Here is a 22,480-nt window from a genome sequence, read left to right on the forward strand (position 1 = left end):
TGTACGCTTCGTATTGCTGTTACCAGCTTCAACGCAACACTCGATATGAGTGGTTGGTTAGACCTTCCTCAATAGGGACTTTCACCCTACAAGTAGATGCCAAGCTTTCTTGGCGCACTATAAATAACCCTTTATATTTTCATTTTTATATGTTTCATTACCTCTTTTAGTCTCCACCTTTGAGTTTTCTATATAACAATGATTTTTTCTTAAAATTGGTATGCACATTATTGATTTCATACCACTGGGCATAAATCTGAATTCTGTATTTTTTGTGCTATTAAACCCATCACTAATTAGTATAGAGTTTTTACTTTCCCGTACTCTTTGTAAAATTAGCTTTATATCTGTGATATCATTGTTTCCATCACTAGAAGCAACAATTGAGCATTCATTGCCATTCCCTTCAGAAATAATTATACTTCTAGTGGATAAAACCATACTTGAAATAAGTTTTGTAATTACGTCTAGTGTTTGCAATGGATCCTCGCACATATTAGTAATTATATCGTTTATATTGTGAATCCCCGCTGGCAGAATGGAACTGTATATTTTTTGAGCCGATTTAACAAAATTTTTATTATTTAATATTTCAGTAAAGGCACCGTAATTAAAAAGAATTGTTAAATCCTCATTGTTTGAAATCGAGATTTTACCATCTTCCAAATTGCACATTTTGTTATATTCGTAAGTCTTACTCATTCCTTTAATTATATTAAAAGGCTTCATCATATTGAAAGAATTAATATAATTAATTCTTAACTCCTCTGGCAATTGCAGCGTAGAATCTTTAATTATCTCACAGGCTTCAAAGTAATAATTTACTGCATAGAAATAATCTAGCTTCATAAAATAGTAATCTCCAATAGCACTACATATTTTCCATTGAAAAAATTTATTTTTTATTTTTTTAGATAAATCCAAAGCTATCATTAAATTATTTATCTTGTTTTTATCTTTATATATTAACCCTTTTAAATACAATTTTTTAATATTAACTATATCAACTAAACTATCAAATTCACTAGAAGAATGAACATCAAATAAATTTATAGCTTCTTCCACATAGCCTTTTTCAAACAAAACTATACAAATCTCGTATAGTGCATTAATTTTATTCGTATTATTCTTATATCCGTGGATTATTGTCTTTACATATTCAATTCTTTTCTTTAAATCCTCTATTTTTTCAGATTTATATATTTCTAAAACAAATAATAATAATTTACTATTATCACCTTGAGTTGTACCATCATTATTGTATATTTCTAAGGCTTTTTTTATTAAATCGTAAGCTGCTTTAATATCCCCTATTCCAAAACAAAGTTCTGCTCCCATTTGATAATATAGCGAGATCTCTTTACCTTGTATAGGATATTGCTCCAGCTCCTTTTGTGCTAGTAAATGATATTCATATGCTTCCTTATTATTCCCCATTTTTAAAGAAACGTAGGAAAGGTAGTTATAGGTATAAAATATATTACCTTCTAATTCGATGTTTTTCGATTTTTCCAATACATCTTTAAAGTATTTTAATGCAACATCATATTCAAACTTATCGCAGTAACAAGTTGCTAAATTAACCAAAGCAATTAACTCTGATTCTATAATATTATTTTCCTGCGAAATTACTATGATCTTATTATAATAGCTAATAGCTGTTTCACTATCTCCATAATGGTCTCCATAAATTACCCCTAGATTATTTAAACAACGACACATGCCTTCTGGGTAATTTATTTCTTCAAAATACAAAAGTCCCTTTCTGTAACACTCTAATGCCTCAACTACTTTGGAAGTTTCCGAATACATTATCCCAAGATTATTGTACATAAGACCTTTGTACTTTATATAATTATTTCCACATTTTTCTATACAACTAGTACATATTTCATAGACCTTCTGGTAATCCTGTTTTGCCGTATATACATTAACAAGATTTTTTTTATTTTCAAGATAACCTTCCATGTACTCCATATTTAGCAATAGTGATTCAGACTTTTTTATATACTTGATTGCTTTTTCTACTTCATTTCTTCTTATGTATGTACATGTAATTTTATTTGCACAATCAACTTGGATTTTTTCTTCCACTAAATCCATTGAACATCTATATGTTTTTTTATAAGTTTTTAACGCACCTGATAAATTTCCCATTTCTAAGTAAATATCACCTATTTTAAGAATAATTTCCACTTTTTTGTTTTGACCATCTTCATCAGACAACATGAATAATGCTTTTTCATACTTAGAAATTGCTTCATCCATTATTCTAAGTGATCTCATTTTTTCTGCAAGTTCAAGACAGTATTTCACAAGCCTCTTCTTATCCTTAGCCTTTTCTAAATGATATATAAGCTCTTCTTTATTTTCTCTCCCTTCAGCTTGAAATAAATTTTCAAGCACCGAAGCTGCAAACTCATGTTTCTCTTTCCGCTGCTGTTCACTTAACCTATTATATATTAGATTTTTAAGCACCTTATTAGTAAAATCAAATACAAAACCCATATCCTCAATTTTTTTAATTAAAATTCCTTTAGAACATAATTCATCAATATAATCCTCTATCCTTTTTTCAGTACCAATAAAAATCTTTTCAATAACTCCGATTGAAATAGCAGTATTAAAAATAGCAATAGTACTTAGAATCTCATAGCTGTCTTGATTAATTTCCTTTATTTGATTCAGTAGTGCTTGTTCCATTGTAGTCGCAATTGGAATTTCATCAAGGGTTTCAAAAGGAGTATGCCACTTACCATTATTCTCGTTTATACTAATGATTTTTTTAGCTGCGAAATCTTTTAAAGTTTCCTCCACAAATAATGGATTGCCATAGGTTTTTGCGTATACTATTTTCCCAAATTCACTGGGTACTTGAGGCATACTAAGTATTTCTTGAATCATAATGGCAGTTTCTTCATTGTTTAAATTGTTTAAATAAAGATTCATGTTACAAAAACTTTTATTTAATAACTGTTGGAGCTTATTATTTTCACTATACTCCCCATCACTATAAGATAAAATAATCATTATAGTTTGCTCCTTATAATTTTTCACATTTATATACTCTAAAAGTTCCAGTGAAAATTCATCTAAATAATGAGCATTATCAATTATGAAAATGGTGGGTTTATTATTAATACATTCTCCAATAAAGCTATATATTCTACTAATTAGCCTATATTTATCTTTACTACCTACTAAACTTTCTGAAGCCACAACATTATTTTCTATGCCAAGTCCTGGAATGAATTTTATTAATTCACTTTGGTATCTTTTTACTATTTCCTCATCACACATAGATACTATTTTCTTTAATATATCTATAAATGCCCTATTACTTTTATTATTGTTACTATTGAAATTTTCTATGGAAAAGCTAGAATACACATTAGCTTTTTTCATATAAAGTAAATGCTCAATTTCTTTTAAGAGTCTTGTTTTTCCAATACCTTGTTCACCATGAACGAGTATAATTTCACTTGATGCATTACGCTTAATTAAATCCTCATAAGCACTCATTATTTTAGTGACTTCAGCATTTCTACCTAATATTTTAGTATTAAAATTCAACTTTTCAATATCATCAATTATAAAAGGCTTATATTTCTTATTAAAAAATTCATTTATGTCTTCAACTATTTCATTTATATTATTATAGCGGTTGCTTAAATTTTGTTTGGTCATTTTTATAATAATTCTTATTAAATTATTATAAAAATCTAAGGTTTTACTGCATTCACTATATTGACCCTTAACCTTATTCGTAAGCTTTAGAATACTTTGATGTATATTAGAATTTTGATGTATATCAATTTTACATAAAGCAAGAAGTACTACTCCCATAGAATAAATATCCGAGGCTATGGCTTTTTTATTATCTATAATATGCTCAGGTGCCCTAAAGTTAAGTTGCCCTACTTTATTATGACCATAGTCTTGTTTTTCGATTTCTATAGTTGGTATATCTTTAAGGATAATATTATATTTATTGTTTTCATAAGAAATCATTATATTGTTAGTATTCAATTCTTCATAAATAAAGCCTCTAAGATGTAAATAATTTACCACCATGCATAATTGCATAAATATATCTATAATATCATCTTCATTTATATTAACAGTTAATTCCTGTAACTCCTTCGTATTCTCTATATAATCATTTGTGTAGAAATATTCACTACTATTTGTTTTTTTATTATCAACAGTGTGTACCAACCCAAAGTCAAAAACGCTGCTTATATTTGCATGATTTATAGTTATCAGTGTTATAAATTCAGCCACACACAAATCTATCAAACTTTCTGATGCAAATTCAGAATTAATAATATTAAATTGTATTTTCTCATAATTATTTATCACATCGGAAACAAGGTATGATGACTTAATCCTATCTTGGCTTAACTTTGTAATTACTCTATATCTGTTGTTAATTAAATTCATTACTAAGCACTTCCTTAATTGTAAATGTACTAGTTATTGACATTATAACATATCATTTATACATACTATAGCACCATATATAATTTTAATAGGAGGCATCTAAAAAAAAGCCAGTAGAATTCCACTGGATTTTTTTTGCCTTCTAATCCATATTTAATTACAACAACTTCCTAGTAAATATTACTGTTTAGGGTTTTTAATAGGTACTATAATCTTATCAAATAAATCACTATTTTCATTTATTTTAGATTCGCTACCAACAACGCTGTATAAATTCTGTTTTATTACAGCTTCTAATACATCCGCAAAGTTTTTTATGTCCTCCTGCGTAGTTGATAATGCCTCATCACGTAGCTTTTGAATATCTTCTTTAGTTGTGCCTGAAAAATGCATATTATCTCCTATTACGCCTTTATCATAAGGACTTGTTAATCCATCCATACTTCCTATTGTTCCTATAATATAATTAGTCATTTCTTTTTCATCCGCTTTAAAGTTTCTTAAAAATTTTACAGCTCCATCAAAGGTATTTAAGGTTTCCTTTAAATTTGGATCGCGATAGGAATAGAATAATACATCCTCCTTTGTAAACATCATAGACCCACCATAGGCACCCCCTTTTACTCTAAGCTCCTGCCATAAATAATCACTATTTAAAATATTTTCAATAACTTTCATCTTTCCATTATATTTGTAGCCTGCACTTTTAATACTTCCAGCCTTAACCACATATTGTACTTGAGATGGTATCACAAAAGCCTCATTCTTTTTTGAAAAATCAAATTTGTATTCTTGCCTCGGAAATTTTTTATCCTCAATTTTTTTTCCAATAGAATTAAGACTGCTCGTAAATTCAGCATAATTTTTCTCATCACCAGTATAACTTACAACTAATCCCTCTTTGTTAAATACAATATCGGAAACACTATTTAATTTTTTTACCATTTCTTCAAATTTAGCGTCAAATTTATCGTCTAAATCACAAATAAAATCATAATAAGGTAAATAAGCTAAATCACTATACTTACCACTATCTGATAAATAAGATAATGTGCGTGCTATTGCTAGGCTGTTACCTCCATTCACAAACATAGATTCATAATTGGTTCTTACCATTTTAATTAAATCCTTCATTCGTTTCTTATCATCAAACACACTATGATTTATTATTTCATCTAAAAGCTCCAGGGCTTTTGGTAATGTACTATTCATGGCATTTACTGAAACACTCATCTTAGGAGCGTATCCTTGGGTATCAGTATTATTTTTAAATGCTGTTGAATTAAAGCTAATTCCACCAGTATCCTTCATCATTTTATTTGAAAGTTGCATAATGTCATATTTTTCAGTACTTACACTTCCTAAAACATTAGCAAGTAGCTTTAAATATAATATTTGGTCTTGGGGCACTTTTGAACTGTCAAAATAGAAATTAGAATAAGTAATGCCATCAGTAAACATAGGATGACTTAAGACTTTTATACCTTCCTCTACTTTTTCTATTGTTGGAATTTCTCCTGCTTTTGAATTTAAATCCTTTCGGGAAAGCGTTGGTAACTTTGATACATTCTCTTTCGAATCCTCTGTCTCTTGCCACTTTTTAAGTTCCTGCGTGTCTTTTTTAATCTTAGTTAACTCACTTTCTGATAGTGATGTTTTATACTCTTCAAGTTTATTTTTTAGCGTTTGTTCTTTTTTTTCATTTAATCCATTAGAAGGTTTTAACACAACTAATGACTTATGTTTGTTGTCTAATAAATATTTTTGGATTAGTTTTTCAAAATACCTCTGAGATATTTTAGATTTTATTAAATTAAGTGCTGGAGTTATCTCCAAATATTCTGTAGGACTCATATCATAGTTCCATGAGTTCATAGCACCATACATGTAATTCATACCTCTATTAGCATCTGAATTTTGAGTACGCATTCCAAATTCTACAGCAGTAAATACTGAATTTACTAATTCTTCATCAAAGCCGTCTTTCACTACCCTTTTTAAAGTATCATCAATAATATTCTCAAATTTGTATTTTTCTGACTCATTTGCATTGCTTGCAAATATACTGAAGATTGGTTGCTGCGTTGATATATTAAAACTCCCGTAAAAACTAGTTCCAATACCACTATCTACCAATGCTTTCTTTAAAGGTGAAGCTTCAGTATTTAAAAGGATTGCTTGCAAAATTTGAAACCCTAAAACTTCTTCTACATTTGTTACCTTATTCATCATATAGTTGGATGATAGGTAAGTCATATTTTCTACACTTGCATCCTTAGCTACTGGATACAATGCTGTTTTTTCAACCTTTCTTTCATAAGGCTCTTGTAATTTAATTACACTATCTACAGTTGTTTTTTTGAGTTTACTTAGATAATTATCATTCATAAATTTTAAAGTATTTTCAATATCTAATTTTCCATACAGATATATAGAACTATTCGCTGGAACATAGTATTTGTTATAGGTTTCTATAAATTTATTGTAAGTTAGATCAGGAATATTATCGGGATTACCACCGGATTCAAAGCTGTATGAATTATCAGTAAAAAGTGATCCATTAATAGTATTCGATAGTATTACCTGAGGAGATGAATAATTGCCCTTCATTTCATTGTATACTATTCCATTATAATTTAGCTCACCTGTTTTGCTATCAACCTCGTAATGCCAACCTTCTTGTTTAAGTATTCTAGGATCTTTAGTTATATTTGGATAGAATACTGCATCCAAATACACACTCATTAAATTATTGAAATCCTTTTCATTTTTACTTGCCACTGGATACATTGTAAAATCTGTGCCTGTAAGAGCATTTATATATGTATTCAATGATTGCTTAGCCATAGTTAAAAATGGATCTTTAACAGGATATTCCTTTGAGCCACATAAAACTGAATGTTCAATAATGTGATTAACACCAGTATTATCATTCACAGGGGTGCGAAAACTTATTGAAAACACCTTGTTTTCATCCTCATTCTGTAAATAAATGAGTTTTGCTCCGCTTTTAACATGCTTGAATATCATGGACGTAGATTGTATATCCTCAATCCATTTTTTAGATTCTAGCTTAAATCCTGATATAGTTTTGCCTATTTCTAAGTCTTGCTTAACACTTATAGAGGTTCCGTATTTAGCTTGTGCACCTTGTGCAACATTACTAAAACTACTAAGTAATAATCCAGTTGCCAATAATATAGAAGTTATTTTCGTTAATCTTTTCATTTGTTCCCCCCTTAAATATATTTTTTTATAGCACTAATATTTTCTTGTTATAATTAGTATGTTTTATTTTCAATTATCAATACATTAACTATTATATATTCTAATTTACTACTAGTAAATAGTTTTTTCTATTTTTTTCTTAAATATAAATATTATTACTTTAATTCCATTATATGTTATGTATTGTTTCTCCGAGCCTACTTAAAAAATTGTAATTATTATATCCCAATACGTGAAATCAACCCCTTCCTTTTATAGTAATATATTACGACTATTGCTGATTATATATTACAATAATACCATATAATGCCTAAAATTCACAGTGTAAATCATCTCTGATTTATACTGTGAATTTTTAAGTTTGCATATTAAAAAACTATAATTGTATATGCTTTATGTCTGAGAAGTCATTGGAAATAACACTTCATTAAATGAAGTATTATTAGACCGTACAAACAACCAGTCATCTGCTCTCTCCTTTGAAATTTTAAGTATATTGTATTTATTGCTTTCAGGAATAAAATGAAATTCTATTTTATCATCATCTATGGTTACAATTTTTTCAATAATAATATCTAATTGAATTACACACATCTGAAGAAGCGTGATTCCATCCATTACAATAAACCACATGGACTAAATGCTTAGGCCTTTCCAGAGGGTTTCCCTCTTCATCGTAGAAAGTTACCTCTCTACTCTAAGAGCTTAAATTCCGCCAATTCCTGACGTACAGGTACATTAGTATTTATCTATATTTAAAGTAATGTTACTTATTATGCGCTAATTGTTTCCTTATATATTCTTAAGCCTTCGACTAATATGTTAACCGCAGCGTTTTTATCTCTATCATGAACTGTTTTGCATTTAGGACATATCCATTTGCGTATATTAACATCTTTTATACTTAGTTCTTGATGGTGGCACACATTACATAACTGACTACTTGGAAAGAATGTGTCAACCGCTATAACATTTTTATCATTAAATATACTTTTATAAGTAAGTATTGTTCTAAACTTCGACCAACACACATCTGCTATAGACTTTGAAAATTTATGATTTTTAATCATATCACTAACATTTAAGTTTTCTATACAAATGATGTCATATTTATTTACTAGCTTAGTAGTTAATTTGTGTATGAAATCTTCTCTACAATTAGCTATCTTTCTATGAATTTTAGCTACTTTAACTCTCTGTTTAAGAAATTTCTGACTTCGTGTTTTATTAGTAGTTATATCTTGCATAAATTTTTTCTTACTTAACCTTCGTTGTTCTTTAAGAAGTTTTTTTTCATACTTACTATAATATTTAGGATTATCTGTTTTATTACCATCAGATGTAGTTAGAAAATGTTTTATGCCTACATCTAGTCCTACAAATTCATTAGTCTTAATTGCCATTTCAATTTCAACCTCTGTGCAACATAAACTTAAGTAGTATTTATCATCTACATCATTACTTACCGTAGCACTCAATATTCTACCTTGAAATTGCCTACTGTAAGCTATTTTAACATTACTAAGTTTTGGTAGTTGTATTTTACAATTCTGTTTTTTATACTTATTGCTAGATGTAAATTTAATTTCCTTTTCTTTTACACGAATATTGCCCCCCGCAGTGGTTGTTGTAAAATTCATTTCACATGATTTATAATTATCTTTCCATGATTTAAATTTAGGATGTTTATCATAGTCATAAAATGTTAATATTTTACCTGTTCGAGCTGCATGTTCTATAGTTTTCTTAGACCACTTAAAATCAGATTCTAAGTACCTTAAGCACGCAGTACTCAAATCTTTTAATGTATTTTGAAGAACTGACTTTTCAGCATCTTTAAGCCATATATTCTCATTTTTTAATTTAGTAAGAAGTGCTGACATTTTGTTATAGTTTAAAATACCTTCTTTAGCTTCAAATCTATCCATATTAAGTTTCAAAAAATAATTCCAAACAAATCGCTTTGCAGTAAAATTAATTTGTAATTGTTCAATTTGAATTTCACTTGGATAAATTCTATATTTATAAGCTTTGATAATCATTGTAGCACCTTCTTTTATTAAATAATCTGTATATCTATTATAACCAAATATTCATAAAAAACATTATTTAAAACAAAATAATATTATCTTTTAGTTTCCACTAAAAAGAACCGCTAACTCACGACTGAAGGTCACGAGTGTGCGCGGTCCAATTATCAATTGGTGTTAGACTTAATACATCATATATATGAATGCAGCCATCTTGTCTAGTTGTAATTACTATTGTATCCCCCTCTTCTAAATAGTACATACTATCGGTATATACATACATGCAGAAAATATGTAGAGGCCATAAATCATTAAATACTCCAAGTTTTTTAGATAGAGGTTGTCTATTTTCTATAATTCTTAATATAGTGTTATAGTCATTTTCATCATGAATTTTAAGTTTTCTTATCATGCTTTCTTTTCTATTTATCTGATTTGCATCTAATTCATAGGCACCTTCAATGATTTGCTTAAATCCAAACTTTGTATAAAAGCTTAAAACACTATTATTGGCAAAAAGATAAATAATATCGTATTCGTTTTCATATTTTTCTATAATATGATTAATTAGTGCTGCAGATAATCCTTTGTTTCTATGATCCGGATGTGTCATTATCCCAGACAGCTGTAATGCGCTTTTCTTTTGTCCGTCTATAAGTAAATCCATTTTATTTACAGATATACTTACAACCACTTCATCTTCATATAGACAGGAGTAAAAATTACATCTATCATAGTAAATATTTTTTTCATACCATTTCTCAGGATCAGATTCAAAAATATCCATTGATAATTTATTAAAACTTAGTCTGCATTTTTCATTATCCATATAATCGCTTATTATTATATAATCCTTCACAATATGTCTCCTTTAATTACCTCTTGGTGCAATTAGTAAAATCTATCATTTTTAAATAATCTTGTTTTGTCAATCCAAATAGAATTTCATCACAATATCGTCCATTTGTATAAATATTTTCTTTGCAAAGCCCTTCCTGTTGACACCCTAGTTTTTTGTGCATGGCAACAGATTCTATATTTCCCTCCAAAAGATTCCCACAATATTTATTTAATCTTCTCTCCATGAAAGCATATTGAAGAAGTATTTTCATGGCAGCTGTTCCATATCCCTTACCTCTATAATCTCTATCAATTAACAAAGCAATTTCAAAGGTTCCATTTCTTTCATCATTATTATTAAAATTAATTCTACCAACAATAGTGCCTTCTAATGTTTCTATAGCAAAATAAGTTCTCCCAGTATTATTAGATAAGTTCGCAATTTTCTCCGAAAAATTTTTAGATTCTAAGACTGTTGGTGGAAATGGAACTTCACAGTCTCCTAATCTCATTGCAGAAGTATCAAAATTATTATAATAGTCCCATTCCCAATCTTCATGACTCCAAGCTCTTAACCTTACTAAATCATTTTGCCAAAAATAATTTTCATATACTATTTCTCTCATAATAGTTGCCCCCTTTAAATCTATAAATCATATATTAGAAGTTTAACATCAAAATAATCTTATTCAAAGCCCAGAAACCATACAGAATTAAAGTTAAGCATTATAATAAAAAATGCTATGGTATCAAATATTTATTTGATACCATAGCATTGGCTTATTAACTAACCTATATTAATAAAATATAAGAATCTATGTTACGTATATCTATAAATATTACTTATTTTCAATCATGGTATTGAATCCAAAAGTCGTTTCAATAACACCATCTAAAACTTCATAAATTGACTTACCTATTTTTTCGCTAAAATAGGCACTTAAACCCAATTGAGTCTTCCATTTTAATAAAGTCAAATCATTTATACCATATCTCATAACTACATCTACTAGTCTTTTTTCCATCAAACATATACCCTCAGGTAAAGCAATTGCATCGCATAACTGAATAAGCTTATCATAATCATTATAAGTTGTGTTTTTTATATATTCCTTAATAAAAGTTACTTCAACCTCAGTACAATCAGCTCCACCAGCATAACCTCTAATATCTGGTAGTATAAATGAATGTGTCAAGGCTATGCGAGCAGCATCATCATAGCCTTTGCTCATTAAGAAGTCATATCCACTTATAGAATGATGCATTTTCACAGGACCTTCGTATCTACCTATATCATGTAGTAATCCTAATACATAGGCAATATCACCATCTAAATCAGTGCACTCTCTTGCAATAGATTTAGCTGCTTTCGCTACATTATATGAATGCGCTATCCATTCTCCAGGATTCTTTTCCTCGGCATATTTGATAAATTCAGTTGCTTGTTTTAAAGTAGGTACTTTCATTTATAAACTCCTCTCAGTATTTCTAACTCCTTTGTATAGCACTATAAGCCTTCTTAGCCATAGCAAAATGGTCTCTATGCCATTCTTTTATCTCACTAATATTATGAAAACCAACTTCTACACTTTCACTTGACACCTTTAAATTTCCACCTTTAATTTTACACAAATATAAAATATGATATGAGGTATGCGGTTGTCCAAAGTCACCAGGTAATCGAGTAAATATATCAATAATATTTTCTACTTCTATTTCATATCCTGTTTCTTCAAATAATTCTCTCTTTATTGAAGTTTCAGGACTTTCGCCACTTTCGGCCCAACCTCCAGGTATACCCCATAACTTATCGTCACAACGTTTGTCTAATAAAATATTATAATCTTCATCAAATACTATACCGTTAACACCAATTTTAGGGGTTATATAACCTAATTCTTTTTTAAATCTTTCTAAAATAATATTTTGAGGTTCTTTACATATCTTTGAATAGCCTTCACAGGCTAACTCCATTAACCTATTATATCTTTGTTTATCATATTCATCTTTACAAAAACACAGTCCTAATTGACCCATACTCCTTATCTCATCTAACAAATCTAAAATATATTTATCTTGTTTCATTTTTGTGGCTGCAATTAAAGTAGGATCTACATTACTATCTTTTTCTCTAGTATCAATACTTATAAAATCGTTTACTGATTTTATATTAGCTGGTATAAATATTAATGATTTTATTTCAGGATCCTCCCCCTTTGAAATTAATCTCTTATTATAATTATTAAACATATCTCTAAACTGATTTTCATCAATTAATAAATCCATTTTAAAAATAGCAGATAAAAAATTATTATCACCACCACTTTTTAAAAGGTATGGTCTTAATTCTTTTACTATGTTTTTATTTGTGACATCTATACCTAGTTCCTCGAAGATTTCTTTTTTAATATTATGTTCTAAATCTAATAATTTACCTTTAATATCATTTTCATCTATGCCTCCACCTATGAATCCTAATTTATGTGGAAAAGCTGTTCCTACATTCATTTCACCTAAAACAAACTTTTTATCGCTTGTTTCAACTAATACAGAAGTGTAAATAACTCTGCAATCATGTTCTGTATAAGTGTTTTTATATATGGTATATACAAAATGTGCATAATCTGTTAGTTGAACATAAATGTTTACGCAACCATAATTAGTTTCTATCTTTGTAATTGTGTATGAATCACCTCTGAAAAATTTTTTACCACTTTGTAATAATGAATCCCAATATTTTTCAACCTCATCATTATAGTTTTGGGGCAAAGTAATTTTTTCATTGTTATAGTAGACATTAATATTATTGTTAAATTCTGAAATGTTAACTTCTTTCATTATTCTCACATCTCCTAAAATCTATTTTTTACCATTAAAATTTAACTAAAACTATAATGTTACTATATATGATGACGTTAGGTCACATGCAAGCATAACTTTTAATATAAAAGTTATGCCCCACTTATGGAAGTGAGGCACTATGTTCTAGTAAATTAATTGTTATTTTTTATACTCGATGATTTCATAACAAGTAAAAAAATCCAGTAGAATATTTGTTCTACTAGATTTCTGTAACCCTTTATTACTCACTCTTAAATTAAACGGATTTTCCATTTAACATATTAAGCATATCTTGTTTTTCTAGCGTAAACCTATTGTATACACTTTGTCTTACCTGCGCCGAACTGCTTCTAAAATAAATGTCAACCTTTTGTCGTTCCTTATATAAATCATTTATGATATTACCATCGCTATTATTTAAATTAAGTTTTGAGAACACAGATAAAGTTCCTCCTACACCATGCTGAACTACTGTAGACAATAAACTTTCCTTTAGCGCATCACTTTTTTTACTTATATCAAAACCATATTTTGACTTTAAAGCTTGCGCTGCTGTATCATAATAATCTCCTTTTACACAATTTTGTTGCAACTTTAAAAATTTTTCTCTATCTGACAAAGCAATACTAATCCATGCAGTATCAAAGTTTACACCATATCTGTTACCATCTTTGGCTTTTGCTCCTGCTAGTTTTGTATAAATTGCATTATCTTTTTTACTTAGTGAATTTACAAAAGAATCTAAAGACCCTGTTTTAGAAGAAAACTGAAAGGCTCCATAGGACTTTCCACCATAATCTCCTGGTGTATTACTTATTGTCCCCGGATTACCATTAGACTCATATTTAGCAGATATACTACCTAACCCGCTGAATTTATTATCTTCACCTTTGCTATCATCATTTAATAATGACTGCGTAGCACCTCTCATAATTGAATTAAAATTACTCATAGTACCTAATGAATCATCTAAATTAAAAGAATCTTGCTTTGATAATGCAGTAGCCATAAACTCTGCCATCTTTGAATTACCGGAGCTATCCATGATTTGAATAAGCATTGTTTGAAAAGCTAATTCCTGCATTGCTTTTTCATCCTCAAAACTCTTTGTACTTTTATCAGAAATCCTATTATTATTTTTTATTTGCGCTCCATATTGTTTTAACAACGCATCATTAATTATATTTGTAGATAATGCCATGACTATCACCCATTTTTTATAAATTATTTCCTACATTATCTATATCGTATATTATAAAAAAAACTTTACATACTTATTTCAAAAAAATAAAATGTATTACTAATCCCATTTACCTTTATATCCATTCTTTTAAAATAGATTTAATCTTAGTATTGAATAATATTCTAGAGCATGTCCTACTTAATCTTAATCTCAGCTCCAATTCATATTCTTCAAACTGCCATCCCATTTTTTGTTTAATTCTATTATGTAGAACATCATGAGTATAATCCATATCATCATAAGGAATATTATCTATAAGGAAAAACTCCAATTCTTCTCCTGCAACACCTTTAAGCTGAAAATGATTAGACATTTTATTAATCATAAACCACTTTTTAATATTTTCATACTCTTTTTTCAATTTTTCTAAGGACATATTATATATGGCCTCTTCCAAAAATGGTACCTCCTGCAAACAATTTACGTTCATAATATTCTCTTCTATGTCTTTAACAAAGTAAAACATTTTCTTCCCCCTTAAAAAACTGAAACTATATTTCTTCATATATGTTTTTCACTAGTTTTAATTCCATAAATATTATAACAAATTTATATTTTATTTTCTATTAATACTTAAACCCAATTGTTGAAAATATTGCTAATATATATTTGTTTTTACTCTTGCAAAGTGATATTATTAATATATATATATTGTATAAAGGAGGAATTAAAATGAACACAATGAAAGAATTTACTTTTGAACCTCGTTTTCTGAGTTTAGCTGTCATAAAAGACGTAAATGTAGGAAATAGAATACTAAATGAGCTTATTATAGATGAAGAAAGTTGCTTAGGTCATAGACAGGTAGGAACTAGAAGTTATCACATCTTCTATTTCAAGAATGATCGTTTTTCAGTTTATTATCATAAGGGTGGTACAGATGCAATGTACTCTGCTAATTCACTAGATGTAGTTTTAGATTATGTAAATAATTTAAAACCAGAAGATTTTGAATAACTAAATAAAATGAAGTAGGGTTGGAGATGGAATAATGGCAATAACAAGTATTACAACACTAGCAGATACAAAGTATTTAAAACTTTATAATGCAGAGTATATCAATAAAAATGGGGATCTTAAAAATTGGACCATTGCTTCTAGAAAAGATTTAGATACATTAAAAAATAATTATTTTAATGCAGCAGAAGACAAAATTGATGCCGTTATAATAGTAGCTAAATACGTAGATAAAGCTACTACTGCAGCTGAAGAAAAATTAGTAATTATAAAGCAATTTAGAGTTCCTCTTAATGATTATGTTTATGAAATCCCTGCTGGACTTATAGATCCTGGTGAGGACTTTGAAACTACAGTTAAGCGTGAACTAAAGGAAGAAACGGGACTTGATTTGGTTCAGATTGATTATAATAAAACTAAATCTAAGGCATACATATCAACAGGTATGACAGATGAGTCTGCAGCACTAGTGTATTGCACTTGCCATGGTGAAATGTCAAAAGAATATTTAGAACCAGATGAGGATATTGAAATTATGCTATTATCAAAACAAGAAGCTAAAATTTTGATTACTTCTAATGAAAAAATAGATATTAAAGCACTTCTTGCTATACAAAATTTTATAGGTTAAATGTTATATCTAAACCATAATCAAATAAAAGACTAGCAGAGTATTAATTTATTCTGTTGGTCTTTTTTTGTTATTCTAATAATTTTTTTTAAAATAAATCATCATTTTATTATAATTCATGAGTGTGGATAAAATAATTAGAAATATATTTTGAAAAACGTAAATTTTTAGTCATATTTGCTCATATTTAGTCATTGACATGTTTTCAGAATTGTGATAATATTCAGAAATATAAATAATCTGTCGTAGCATATTGCAAAATTAGGAGGTTATTCATGGAAAATCTTATTAATGCATTAAGCAGTCTCATTTGGAGTAAGGCACTTATCTATTTATGTTTAGGTACAGGTATTTATTTTTCAATCAGAACTCGATTTCTTCAAGTACGACATATTAAAGATATGGTAAGATACTTATTTGGTGGTGGAGACTCTAGTGAGGGCGTATCTTCCTTTCAAGCCTTTGCAATGTCAGTTGCTGGTCGTGTTGGAACAGGTAATATAGCTGGCGTTGCAACTGCCATAACCATGGGTGGCCCTGGTGCCATTTTCTGGATGTGGGCTATTGCATTTCTTGGTGCAGGTTCTTCTTTTATAGAATGTGCTCTTGGTCAAGTTTATAAAGAGGAAATTAATGGAGAATATCGTGGAGGTCCAGCCTACTACATTGAAAAGGCTATGGGTAAAAAATGGTATGCAGTTATATTTGCAACTGCAACTGTAATTGGTTTAGGCTTATTCGGACCCGGTGTTCAATCAAACAGTATTGCAGCTGGTGTACAGAATGCCTTTGGTATTAGTCCATATATAACTGGTGCAATAACTGCAGTATTACTTGGTTTTATTGTATTCGGTGGTACAAAGAAGTTAGGTAAAGTTGCCGAAATTGTAGTTCCTTTTATGGCGATTGCTTACATCTTGGTTGCATTAATAGTACTTGCAATAAACATCACTACAATTCCTAGCATGTTTGCTTTAATAATTAAAAGTGCTTTTGGTGCTAATCAAGCTTTTGGAGGCATCGTAGGATACGCAGTCTTATGGGGTGTTAAACGAGGCATTTACTCAAATGAAGCTGGACAAGGAACAGGACCACAATCTGCCGCTGCGGCAGAAGTATCTCACCCAGCTATACAAGGCTTAGTTCAAGCTTTTTCAGTTTATTTTGATACATTATTTGTATGTTCTGCAACTGCATTTATGATTCTATCAACAGGTAAATTTAATGTTGTAAATCCCGCAGGTGGATTTCTTGTAGAAAACGTACCTGGAATGGCTATAGGACCTGCTTCTACTCAATTGGCAGTTGGAACCGTATTAGGGAAATTTGGAGCACCTTTTGTTTCCATTGCATTATTCTTCTTTGCTTTCACAACACTAATGGCATACTATTATATAGCCGAAACAAATCTTACTTACCTAACTAAAGATTCTAAATATAGCAAGGTTTTTACTAATTTACTCCGATTTGGAATTCTCGCTACCACTTTCTACGGATCTATTAAAACAGCAGAAGTTGCTTGGGCACTTGGTGATATTGCTGTTGGTACCATGGCATGGCTTAACGTTATTGCCATATTAATTCTTGGAAACATCGGGCTTAAAGTTTTAAAAGACTACGAAGATCAAAAGAAAATGGGAAGAAATGCGGAAACATTTATATTTGATCCTAAAAAATTAGGAATTAAAAATGCAGATGCATGGTATGTTTTTAATGAAAGAAGAATTAAAAGAACAAAAGAAAAAAACATTTCTAAATAAAGAAATCAAAATAGTGATTATTTCATTAAAAAAATACCCTATAGAGCTATTTAAAAGAAGCCTGCTCCATAGGGTATTTATATATATACTAGATACAACAAGATTAGTGAAAGCTATTTATCTTCATTTGAGAAGATTCTATAAATTTAATTTTGGCAGTACCTCAGTCTCAAAAAATTTCCTAGAGGTGGTTCCTGAAACACTATAAACCTCACTGTCATCTATTTTTACAGATACGCCCTTTGTACAATGTCCTAAACAAAAAATTGCTTTTAGTTGTACCTTGTCTGACAGATTATATTCTTCAATGATTTGTTGAAAGTTATTAATAACATTGTAGGATCCTTTGATATGGCATGCGCTACCTACACAAACACTTAAATCTATCACAAAAATCACTCCTTCCCTTTATAATCTACATGTAACAGTTTGTGAACCTTACCTTTTAGAAGTCCCTGGTACAATGACATCATTACCGGATTTTCCTCTGAACGTTTTATGCTACTCATTCTGTCTGCTTCATATAGTCCAGCACCACGTTTTAACTTGCCCTCAGCCTTTGAAAATGGTTGTCCTGCACCACAAATACATCCACCTGGACATGCCATAACCTCAATGAAATCATAATGAGCCACTCCTGCCTCTATTCTTTTTATAAGCTCATCAGCATTTTTAAGTCCACTTACTACTGCAATATTTATTACGCGATTATCCACAGTAATACTAGTTTCTTTAACTCCCTCCATGCCACGTACGCCATTAAAAGCAAGGGCACGTAATGTGGAAGTAGATTTATCATCTAGAACTCTACGTATAACAGCCTCAGTAACACCACCTGTTACTCCAAATATAACGCCAGCTCCACTGCTAACACCAAATGGCATATCAACTGCCTCAGGCTCTACCTCTGAGAATACAATTCCTGATTCTTTTATCATTTGGATAAGCTCTTGTGTAGTTATTACATAATCTACACTGGGAACACCATCTTCTGTAAACTCATCTCTTTTTGCTTCAGATTTTTTTGCTGTACAAGGCATAATTGCCACAGACACTATCCTTTTATTAGAATGTTTGTAGTGTTCCTTGAGTACTGAAGAAAACATTTGCATAGGTGAACGACAAGTAGATACATTTTTCATTAAACTTGGATAGGTATTTTCTACATAGCTTACCCAAGCAGGGCAACAAGATGTAAATAGTGGTAATTTCTCATTTTTTTCAAGTCTTGAAAGAAACTCTGTAGTTTCCTCCAGCACTGTAAGATCTGCTCCTGTAGAAGTATCAAATACTTCATCAAATCCCATTTTTCTAAGAGAGCTTACTATTTTGCCCATTACATTTTCGCCATCTTTTTGTCCCAGTTCCTGGCTAATTCCCACTCTTACTGCAGGGGCAATCTGAACTACAACCTTTGTATCCTTATCACTAATGTCTTCCCAAAGTCTCGCTGTATCATTTTTCACCACAATAGCCCCTGTAGGACATACCGCCGCACACTGACCGCACCCAACACAATTAGAATCTGCTATAGGCTCATCAAAGGCAGTAGTTACAGTCATTTTTGAACCTCTTTTAACAAAATCAATAGCTCCAATATTTTGTACTTCTTCACATACTCTTACACAATCACCGCATAAGATACACTTGCTTTTATCTCGTACGATACATACAGATGAATTGTCTATTTGTCTTTCTTCTGAAGTATTACTAAATCTTACTTGCTTAATTCCAAAGCGTTGCGCTAAATCCTGGAGCTTACAATGACCATTTTTTTCACAGGTGGTGCAATCTCTACAGTGATTTGAAAGTAATAGTTCAAGATTCATTTTTCTATATTTTCTAAGTCTCGGAGTATTGGTATGTATTTCCATGCCCGCTCTTGGAGGAGTTGAGCATGCTGCATCCATATCTCCCCATTTATTTTCTACCATACACATACGGCAAGCACCATAAACTGAAAGCTCAGAATAATAACAAAAAGTAGGTAAATCTATACCAGCTTTTCTAACTAATTCAAGAATATTTTTCTCTCCATTTATCTCTACAGGTATATCATCTATAATCATAAACTCTCCATTCATTGTCTTAATCCTCCTTTATAGCTTTAAATGAACAGGCTTCAATACAAGCACCACACTTAATGCACTTATTTTGATCAATTGTAAACGACTGCTTAATTTTGCCTGATATTGCGTTAACCGGACAAATTCTCGCGCACTTTGAGCATCCTTTGCAAAGTTCCTCTTGAATAAATATCGTCTTAAGCTTTACACAGGTTTTAGATGGACATTTCTTCTGAAGTATATGAGTTTCATACTCATCACGAAAATTCTTAATAGTACTAACCACCGGGAATGCCGCTGTCTTTCCAAGACCACATAGTGCTGTTGAGGATATAGTATCTGCAAGCTCTAGTAACATATCTATATCAGAAATCACACCCTTGCCAGCAACTATTCTTTCAAGAATTTCAAGCATTCTCTTAGTGCCTTCGCGACAAGGAACGCATTTACCACAGGATTCATTTTGTGTAAAGTTCATAAAGAATCTTGCAACTTCAACCATGCAAGTATTTTCATCCATAACCACAAGGCCACCTGATCCTATCATAGCTCCTGCTTTTTTAAGAGAATCAAAATCTAGTGGCAAATCAAGATCTTTCTTTGTTAAACATCCACCAGAAGGACCTCCAATTTGTACAGCCTTAAACTCTGTGCCGCCCCTCATTCCTCCACCTATATCAAATATTACTTCTCTTAGAGTTGTACCCATTGGCACTTCAATAAGTCCTGTATTTTCAATGTTTCCCGTTATAGCAAAAGCCTTTGTTCCTGGACTTTTTTCTGTTCCGATAGTTTTATACCATGCTGCACCTTTGGCAATAATTGGAGGTACATTAGCAAAGGTTTCAACATTATTAAGTACTGTTGGTTTACCAAAAAGCCCTTGCTCCACGGTTCTTGGAGGTTTCACCCTTGGCATTCCTCTTTTCCCTTCAATTGAAGCTGTAAGGGCACTACCTTCACCACATACAAATGCGCCTGCTCCCCTGTTAATTTTAATATCAAAACTAAAGTTTGTCCCAAGGATGTTGTCACCTAAAAGTCCGTAGCTTCTTGCCTGACTTATAGCATTCTTAAGTCTACTTACTGCAAGAGGATACTCTGCACGAACATAAATGTATCCTTCTTGTGCACCACAAGCAACCGCAGCTATCATCATGCCTTCAAGTACCCTGTGAGGATCTCCCTCCATTATACTTCTGTCCATGAATGCACCTGGGTCTCCTTCATCACCATTACATACAATATATCTGGTTTTTTCTTCTTGGCGGCTTACCTGAGACCATTTACGACCAGCTGGAAATCCACCGCCGCCACGTCCTCTTAAGCTTGACTCCTCTATCTCTTTAATAACATCATCAGGAGACATATCAAACAGCACCTTTTCAAGAGCACCATATCCTAAAACACCAAAATACTCTTCTATAGAAGTTGCATCAATATGTCCACAATGTTCTAGCGCAACTCTAGTTTGCTTTCTATAAAAAGGAATTTCACTTTGTTTTTTATATATTTTTTCATTTTTAGTATATGCAAGCCTCTCAACGCACTCATTGTTAATTATAGTTTTTTCTAAAATTTCGGCGCAATCCTCTGGTTTTACTTTTATATACAAATATCCCCAAGGCTCCATTCTTACAAGGGGACCCATTTCACAAAATCCATGACAGCCACTTTTTTTAATCCCAACTGTTTCATCATGCGGTTCTTTTTCAAGCCTTATCTCGCAATTTATACCCTTTTCTTTCATTAATCTTACAAGCTCAGCATAAATTTCTAATGCACCACCTGCAACGCAACCAGTACCTGCACATATAAGAATTTTTTTATTTTGATTTTCAAGACTTTTACTATACACATTGCTAATATTAATTAAATCATTTCTATTAAGAAGCATATTATTTCTCCTCCTTAAGAGCATCTAAAATTTCCAATGCTTTTTCTGGTGTCACTGCACCATATACCTTCTCATTAACAGTTATAACAGGTGCAAGCCCACAGGCTCCAAGGCAGGAAACCGTTTCCAAAGTAAACATCAAATCATCTGTTGTAATTTTAGTTTCTGAAAGCTTTAACTCTTTTCTTAGCTTATCTAATATAGGAATAGACTTTCTTACATGGCAAGCTGTACCATCACATACTTTTATTACATACTTACCTTTAGGTTCTAAAGAAAAGTTGTCATAAAAAGTTGCTACACTATATATTTTGGCTCTGCTAATTCCAAGCTTTTCTGACAAATATGCAAATATTTCCTTAGGCAAATACCTATATATTTCTTGAGTATCCTGCAATATTGCAATAATATTGCGAGCTTTAAACTCATGGTCCTTTAATATGTTATCCAATTCACTATAATCAAAGGTTGTATTCATTATAATTCCCCCTGTAAATATTGTTAATTTATTATCATATTTATATATTATAGTAATCTTTGGAAT

General features: G+C 30.5%; 17 protein-coding genes. 3 read left to right on the top strand and 14 right to left on the bottom strand.

All coding sequences use genetic code 11. The annotated features are described in order from the left end of the window. Positions 1–117: 117 nt before the first annotated feature. The 10 genes from ACREV6_RS13605 to ACREV6_RS13650 form a co-directional block, all read right to left on the bottom strand. A complete protein-coding gene (locus tag ACREV6_RS13605) occupies positions 118–4,443 on the bottom strand; it encodes a protein kinase domain-containing protein (protein ID WP_431578580.1) in 4,326 nt (1,441 codons plus the stop codon). A 180-nt stretch (positions 4,444–4,623) separates the two neighbouring features. After that, positions 4,624–7,671, bottom strand: coding sequence for an insulinase family protein (locus tag ACREV6_RS13610; protein ID WP_431578581.1), 3,048 nt, complete (start codon positions 7,669–7,671; stop codon positions 4,624–4,626). A gap of 393 nt (positions 7,672–8,064) precedes the next feature. Further along, positions 8,065–8,289, bottom strand: a complete 225-nt coding sequence (locus tag ACREV6_RS13615; protein WP_431578582.1) for a hypothetical protein — start codon at positions 8,287–8,289, stop codon at positions 8,065–8,067. A gap of 155 nt (positions 8,290–8,444) precedes the next feature. After that, positions 8,445–9,713, bottom strand: a complete 1,269-nt coding sequence (locus ACREV6_RS13620) for an RNA-guided endonuclease TnpB family protein (RefSeq protein WP_431578583.1) — start codon at positions 9,711–9,713, stop codon at positions 8,445–8,447. A 118-nt stretch (positions 9,714–9,831) separates the two neighbouring features. Then, positions 9,832–10,560 carry a GNAT family N-acetyltransferase gene (locus ACREV6_RS13625; RefSeq protein ID WP_431578584.1) on the bottom strand — a complete coding sequence of 243 codons (729 nt, stop codon included), beginning with the start codon at positions 10,558–10,560 and terminating at the stop codon, positions 9,832–9,834. Between the two features lie 16 nt (positions 10,561–10,576). Beyond that, on the bottom strand, positions 10,577–11,167 hold the full coding sequence (locus ACREV6_RS13630; protein WP_431578585.1) for a GNAT family N-acetyltransferase: 591 nt from the start codon (positions 11,165–11,167) through the stop codon (positions 10,577–10,579). Positions 11,168–11,380: 213 nt separating this feature from the next. Further along, positions 11,381–12,007 (bottom strand): HD domain-containing protein, encoded by a 627-nt coding sequence (locus ACREV6_RS13635; protein WP_431578586.1) that lies wholly within the window; start codon positions 12,005–12,007, stop codon positions 11,381–11,383. 22 nt (positions 12,008–12,029) lie between these two features. Then, complete coding sequence (locus tag ACREV6_RS13640; protein WP_431578587.1) at positions 12,030–13,379, bottom strand: NUDIX hydrolase N-terminal domain-containing protein; 1,350 nt, start codon at positions 13,377–13,379, stop codon at positions 12,030–12,032. Positions 13,380–13,638: 259 nt separating this feature from the next. Next, positions 13,639–14,583 carry a VgrG-related protein gene (locus ACREV6_RS13645; protein WP_431578588.1) on the bottom strand — a complete coding sequence of 315 codons (945 nt, stop codon included), beginning with the start codon at positions 14,581–14,583 and terminating at the stop codon, positions 13,639–13,641. Positions 14,584–14,698: 115 nt separating this feature from the next. Beyond that, on the bottom strand, positions 14,699–15,091 hold the full coding sequence (locus ACREV6_RS13650; protein ID WP_431578589.1) for a hypothetical protein: 393 nt from the start codon (positions 15,089–15,091) through the stop codon (positions 14,699–14,701). A gap of 206 nt (positions 15,092–15,297) precedes the next feature. On the opposite strand from ACREV6_RS13650, the gene ACREV6_RS13655 reads away from it, so the two are divergent. The 3 genes from ACREV6_RS13655 (at position 15,298) to ACREV6_RS13665 (ending at position 17,973) form a co-directional block, all read left to right on the top strand. Continuing rightward, a complete protein-coding gene (locus tag ACREV6_RS13655; protein ID WP_431578590.1) occupies positions 15,298–15,582 on the top strand; it encodes a hypothetical protein in 285 nt (94 codons plus the stop codon). Between the two features lie 34 nt (positions 15,583–15,616). Beyond that, the gene (locus ACREV6_RS13660; protein WP_431578591.1) at positions 15,617–16,213 is read left to right on the top strand and encodes an NUDIX hydrolase; all 597 of its coding nucleotides are present in this window, start codon (positions 15,617–15,619) and stop codon (positions 16,211–16,213) included. Positions 16,214–16,488: 275 nt separating this feature from the next. Next, the gene (locus ACREV6_RS13665) at positions 16,489–17,973 is read left to right on the top strand and encodes an alanine/glycine:cation symporter family protein (RefSeq protein WP_431578592.1); all 1,485 of its coding nucleotides are present in this window, start codon (positions 16,489–16,491) and stop codon (positions 17,971–17,973) included. 138 nt (positions 17,974–18,111) lie between these two features. Here the strand turns inward: ACREV6_RS13665 and ACREV6_RS13670 are convergent, their stop codons facing one another. From ACREV6_RS13670 to ACREV6_RS13685, 4 genes are read right to left on the bottom strand one after another with little or no spacing between them, the layout of a single operon-like run. Then, positions 18,112–18,363: a (2Fe-2S) ferredoxin domain-containing protein gene (locus ACREV6_RS13670; RefSeq protein ID WP_431578593.1), complete on the bottom strand. Its 252-nt coding sequence runs from the start codon at positions 18,361–18,363 to the stop codon at positions 18,112–18,114. Between the two features lie 5 nt (positions 18,364–18,368). Next, entirely contained in the window at positions 18,369–20,057 is a 1,689-nt protein-coding gene (locus tag ACREV6_RS13675; protein WP_431578594.1) for a [FeFe] hydrogenase, group A, read from the bottom strand. A 4-nt stretch (positions 20,058–20,061) separates the two neighbouring features. After that, positions 20,062–21,936, bottom strand: a complete 1,875-nt coding sequence (gene nuoF, locus ACREV6_RS13680; protein ID WP_431578595.1) for an NADH-quinone oxidoreductase subunit NuoF — start codon at positions 21,934–21,936, stop codon at positions 20,062–20,064. A 1-nt stretch (position 21,937) separates the two neighbouring features. Continuing rightward, the gene (locus ACREV6_RS13685) at positions 21,938–22,414 is read right to left on the bottom strand and encodes a complex I 24 kDa subunit family protein (protein ID WP_431578596.1); all 477 of its coding nucleotides are present in this window, start codon (positions 22,412–22,414) and stop codon (positions 21,938–21,940) included. Positions 22,415–22,480 lie beyond the last annotated feature (66 nt).

The sequence above is a fragment of the Clostridium sp. genome (genome assembly GCF_050717515.1).
GTDB lineage: Bacteria > Bacillota > Clostridia > Clostridiales > Clostridiaceae > Clostridium_AD.

Coding starts and splice junctions, on each gene's coding strand:
- ACREV6_RS13605 (WP_431578580.1), bottom strand. CDS start 4,443: ATGAATTTAATTAACAACAGATATAGAGTAATTACAAAGTTAAGCCAA.
- ACREV6_RS13610 (WP_431578581.1), bottom strand. CDS start 7,671: ATGAAAAGATTAACGAAAATAACTTCTATATTATTGGCAACTGGATTA.
- ACREV6_RS13615 (WP_431578582.1), bottom strand. CDS start 8,289: ATGGATGGAATCACGCTTCTTCAGATGTGTGTAATTCAATTAGATATT.
- ACREV6_RS13620 (WP_431578583.1), bottom strand. CDS start 9,713: ATGATTATCAAAGCTTATAAATATAGAATTTATCCAAGTGAAATTCAA.
- ACREV6_RS13630 (WP_431578585.1), bottom strand. CDS start 11,167: ATGAGAGAAATAGTATATGAAAATTATTTTTGGCAAAATGATTTAGTA.
- ACREV6_RS13635 (WP_431578586.1), bottom strand. CDS start 12,007: ATGAAAGTACCTACTTTAAAACAAGCAACTGAATTTATCAAATATGCC.
- ACREV6_RS13640 (WP_431578587.1), bottom strand. CDS start 13,379: ATGAAAGAAGTTAACATTTCAGAATTTAACAATAATATTAATGTCTAC.
- ACREV6_RS13645 (WP_431578588.1), bottom strand. CDS start 14,583: ATGGCATTATCTACAAATATAATTAATGATGCGTTGTTAAAACAATAT.
- ACREV6_RS13650 (WP_431578589.1), bottom strand. CDS start 15,091: ATGTTTTACTTTGTTAAAGACATAGAAGAGAATATTATGAACGTAAAT.
- ACREV6_RS13655 (WP_431578590.1), top strand. CDS start 15,298: ATGAACACAATGAAAGAATTTACTTTTGAACCTCGTTTTCTGAGTTTA.
- ACREV6_RS13660 (WP_431578591.1), top strand. CDS start 15,617: ATGGCAATAACAAGTATTACAACACTAGCAGATACAAAGTATTTAAAA.
- ACREV6_RS13665 (WP_431578592.1), top strand. CDS start 16,489: ATGGAAAATCTTATTAATGCATTAAGCAGTCTCATTTGGAGTAAGGCA.
- ACREV6_RS13675 (WP_431578594.1), bottom strand. CDS start 20,057: ATGAATGGAGAGTTTATGATTATAGATGATATACCTGTAGAGATAAAT.
- nuoF (WP_431578595.1), bottom strand. CDS start 21,936: ATGCTTCTTAATAGAAATGATTTAATTAATATTAGCAATGTGTATAGT.
- ACREV6_RS13685 (WP_431578596.1), bottom strand. CDS start 22,414: ATGAATACAACCTTTGATTATAGTGAATTGGATAACATATTAAAGGAC.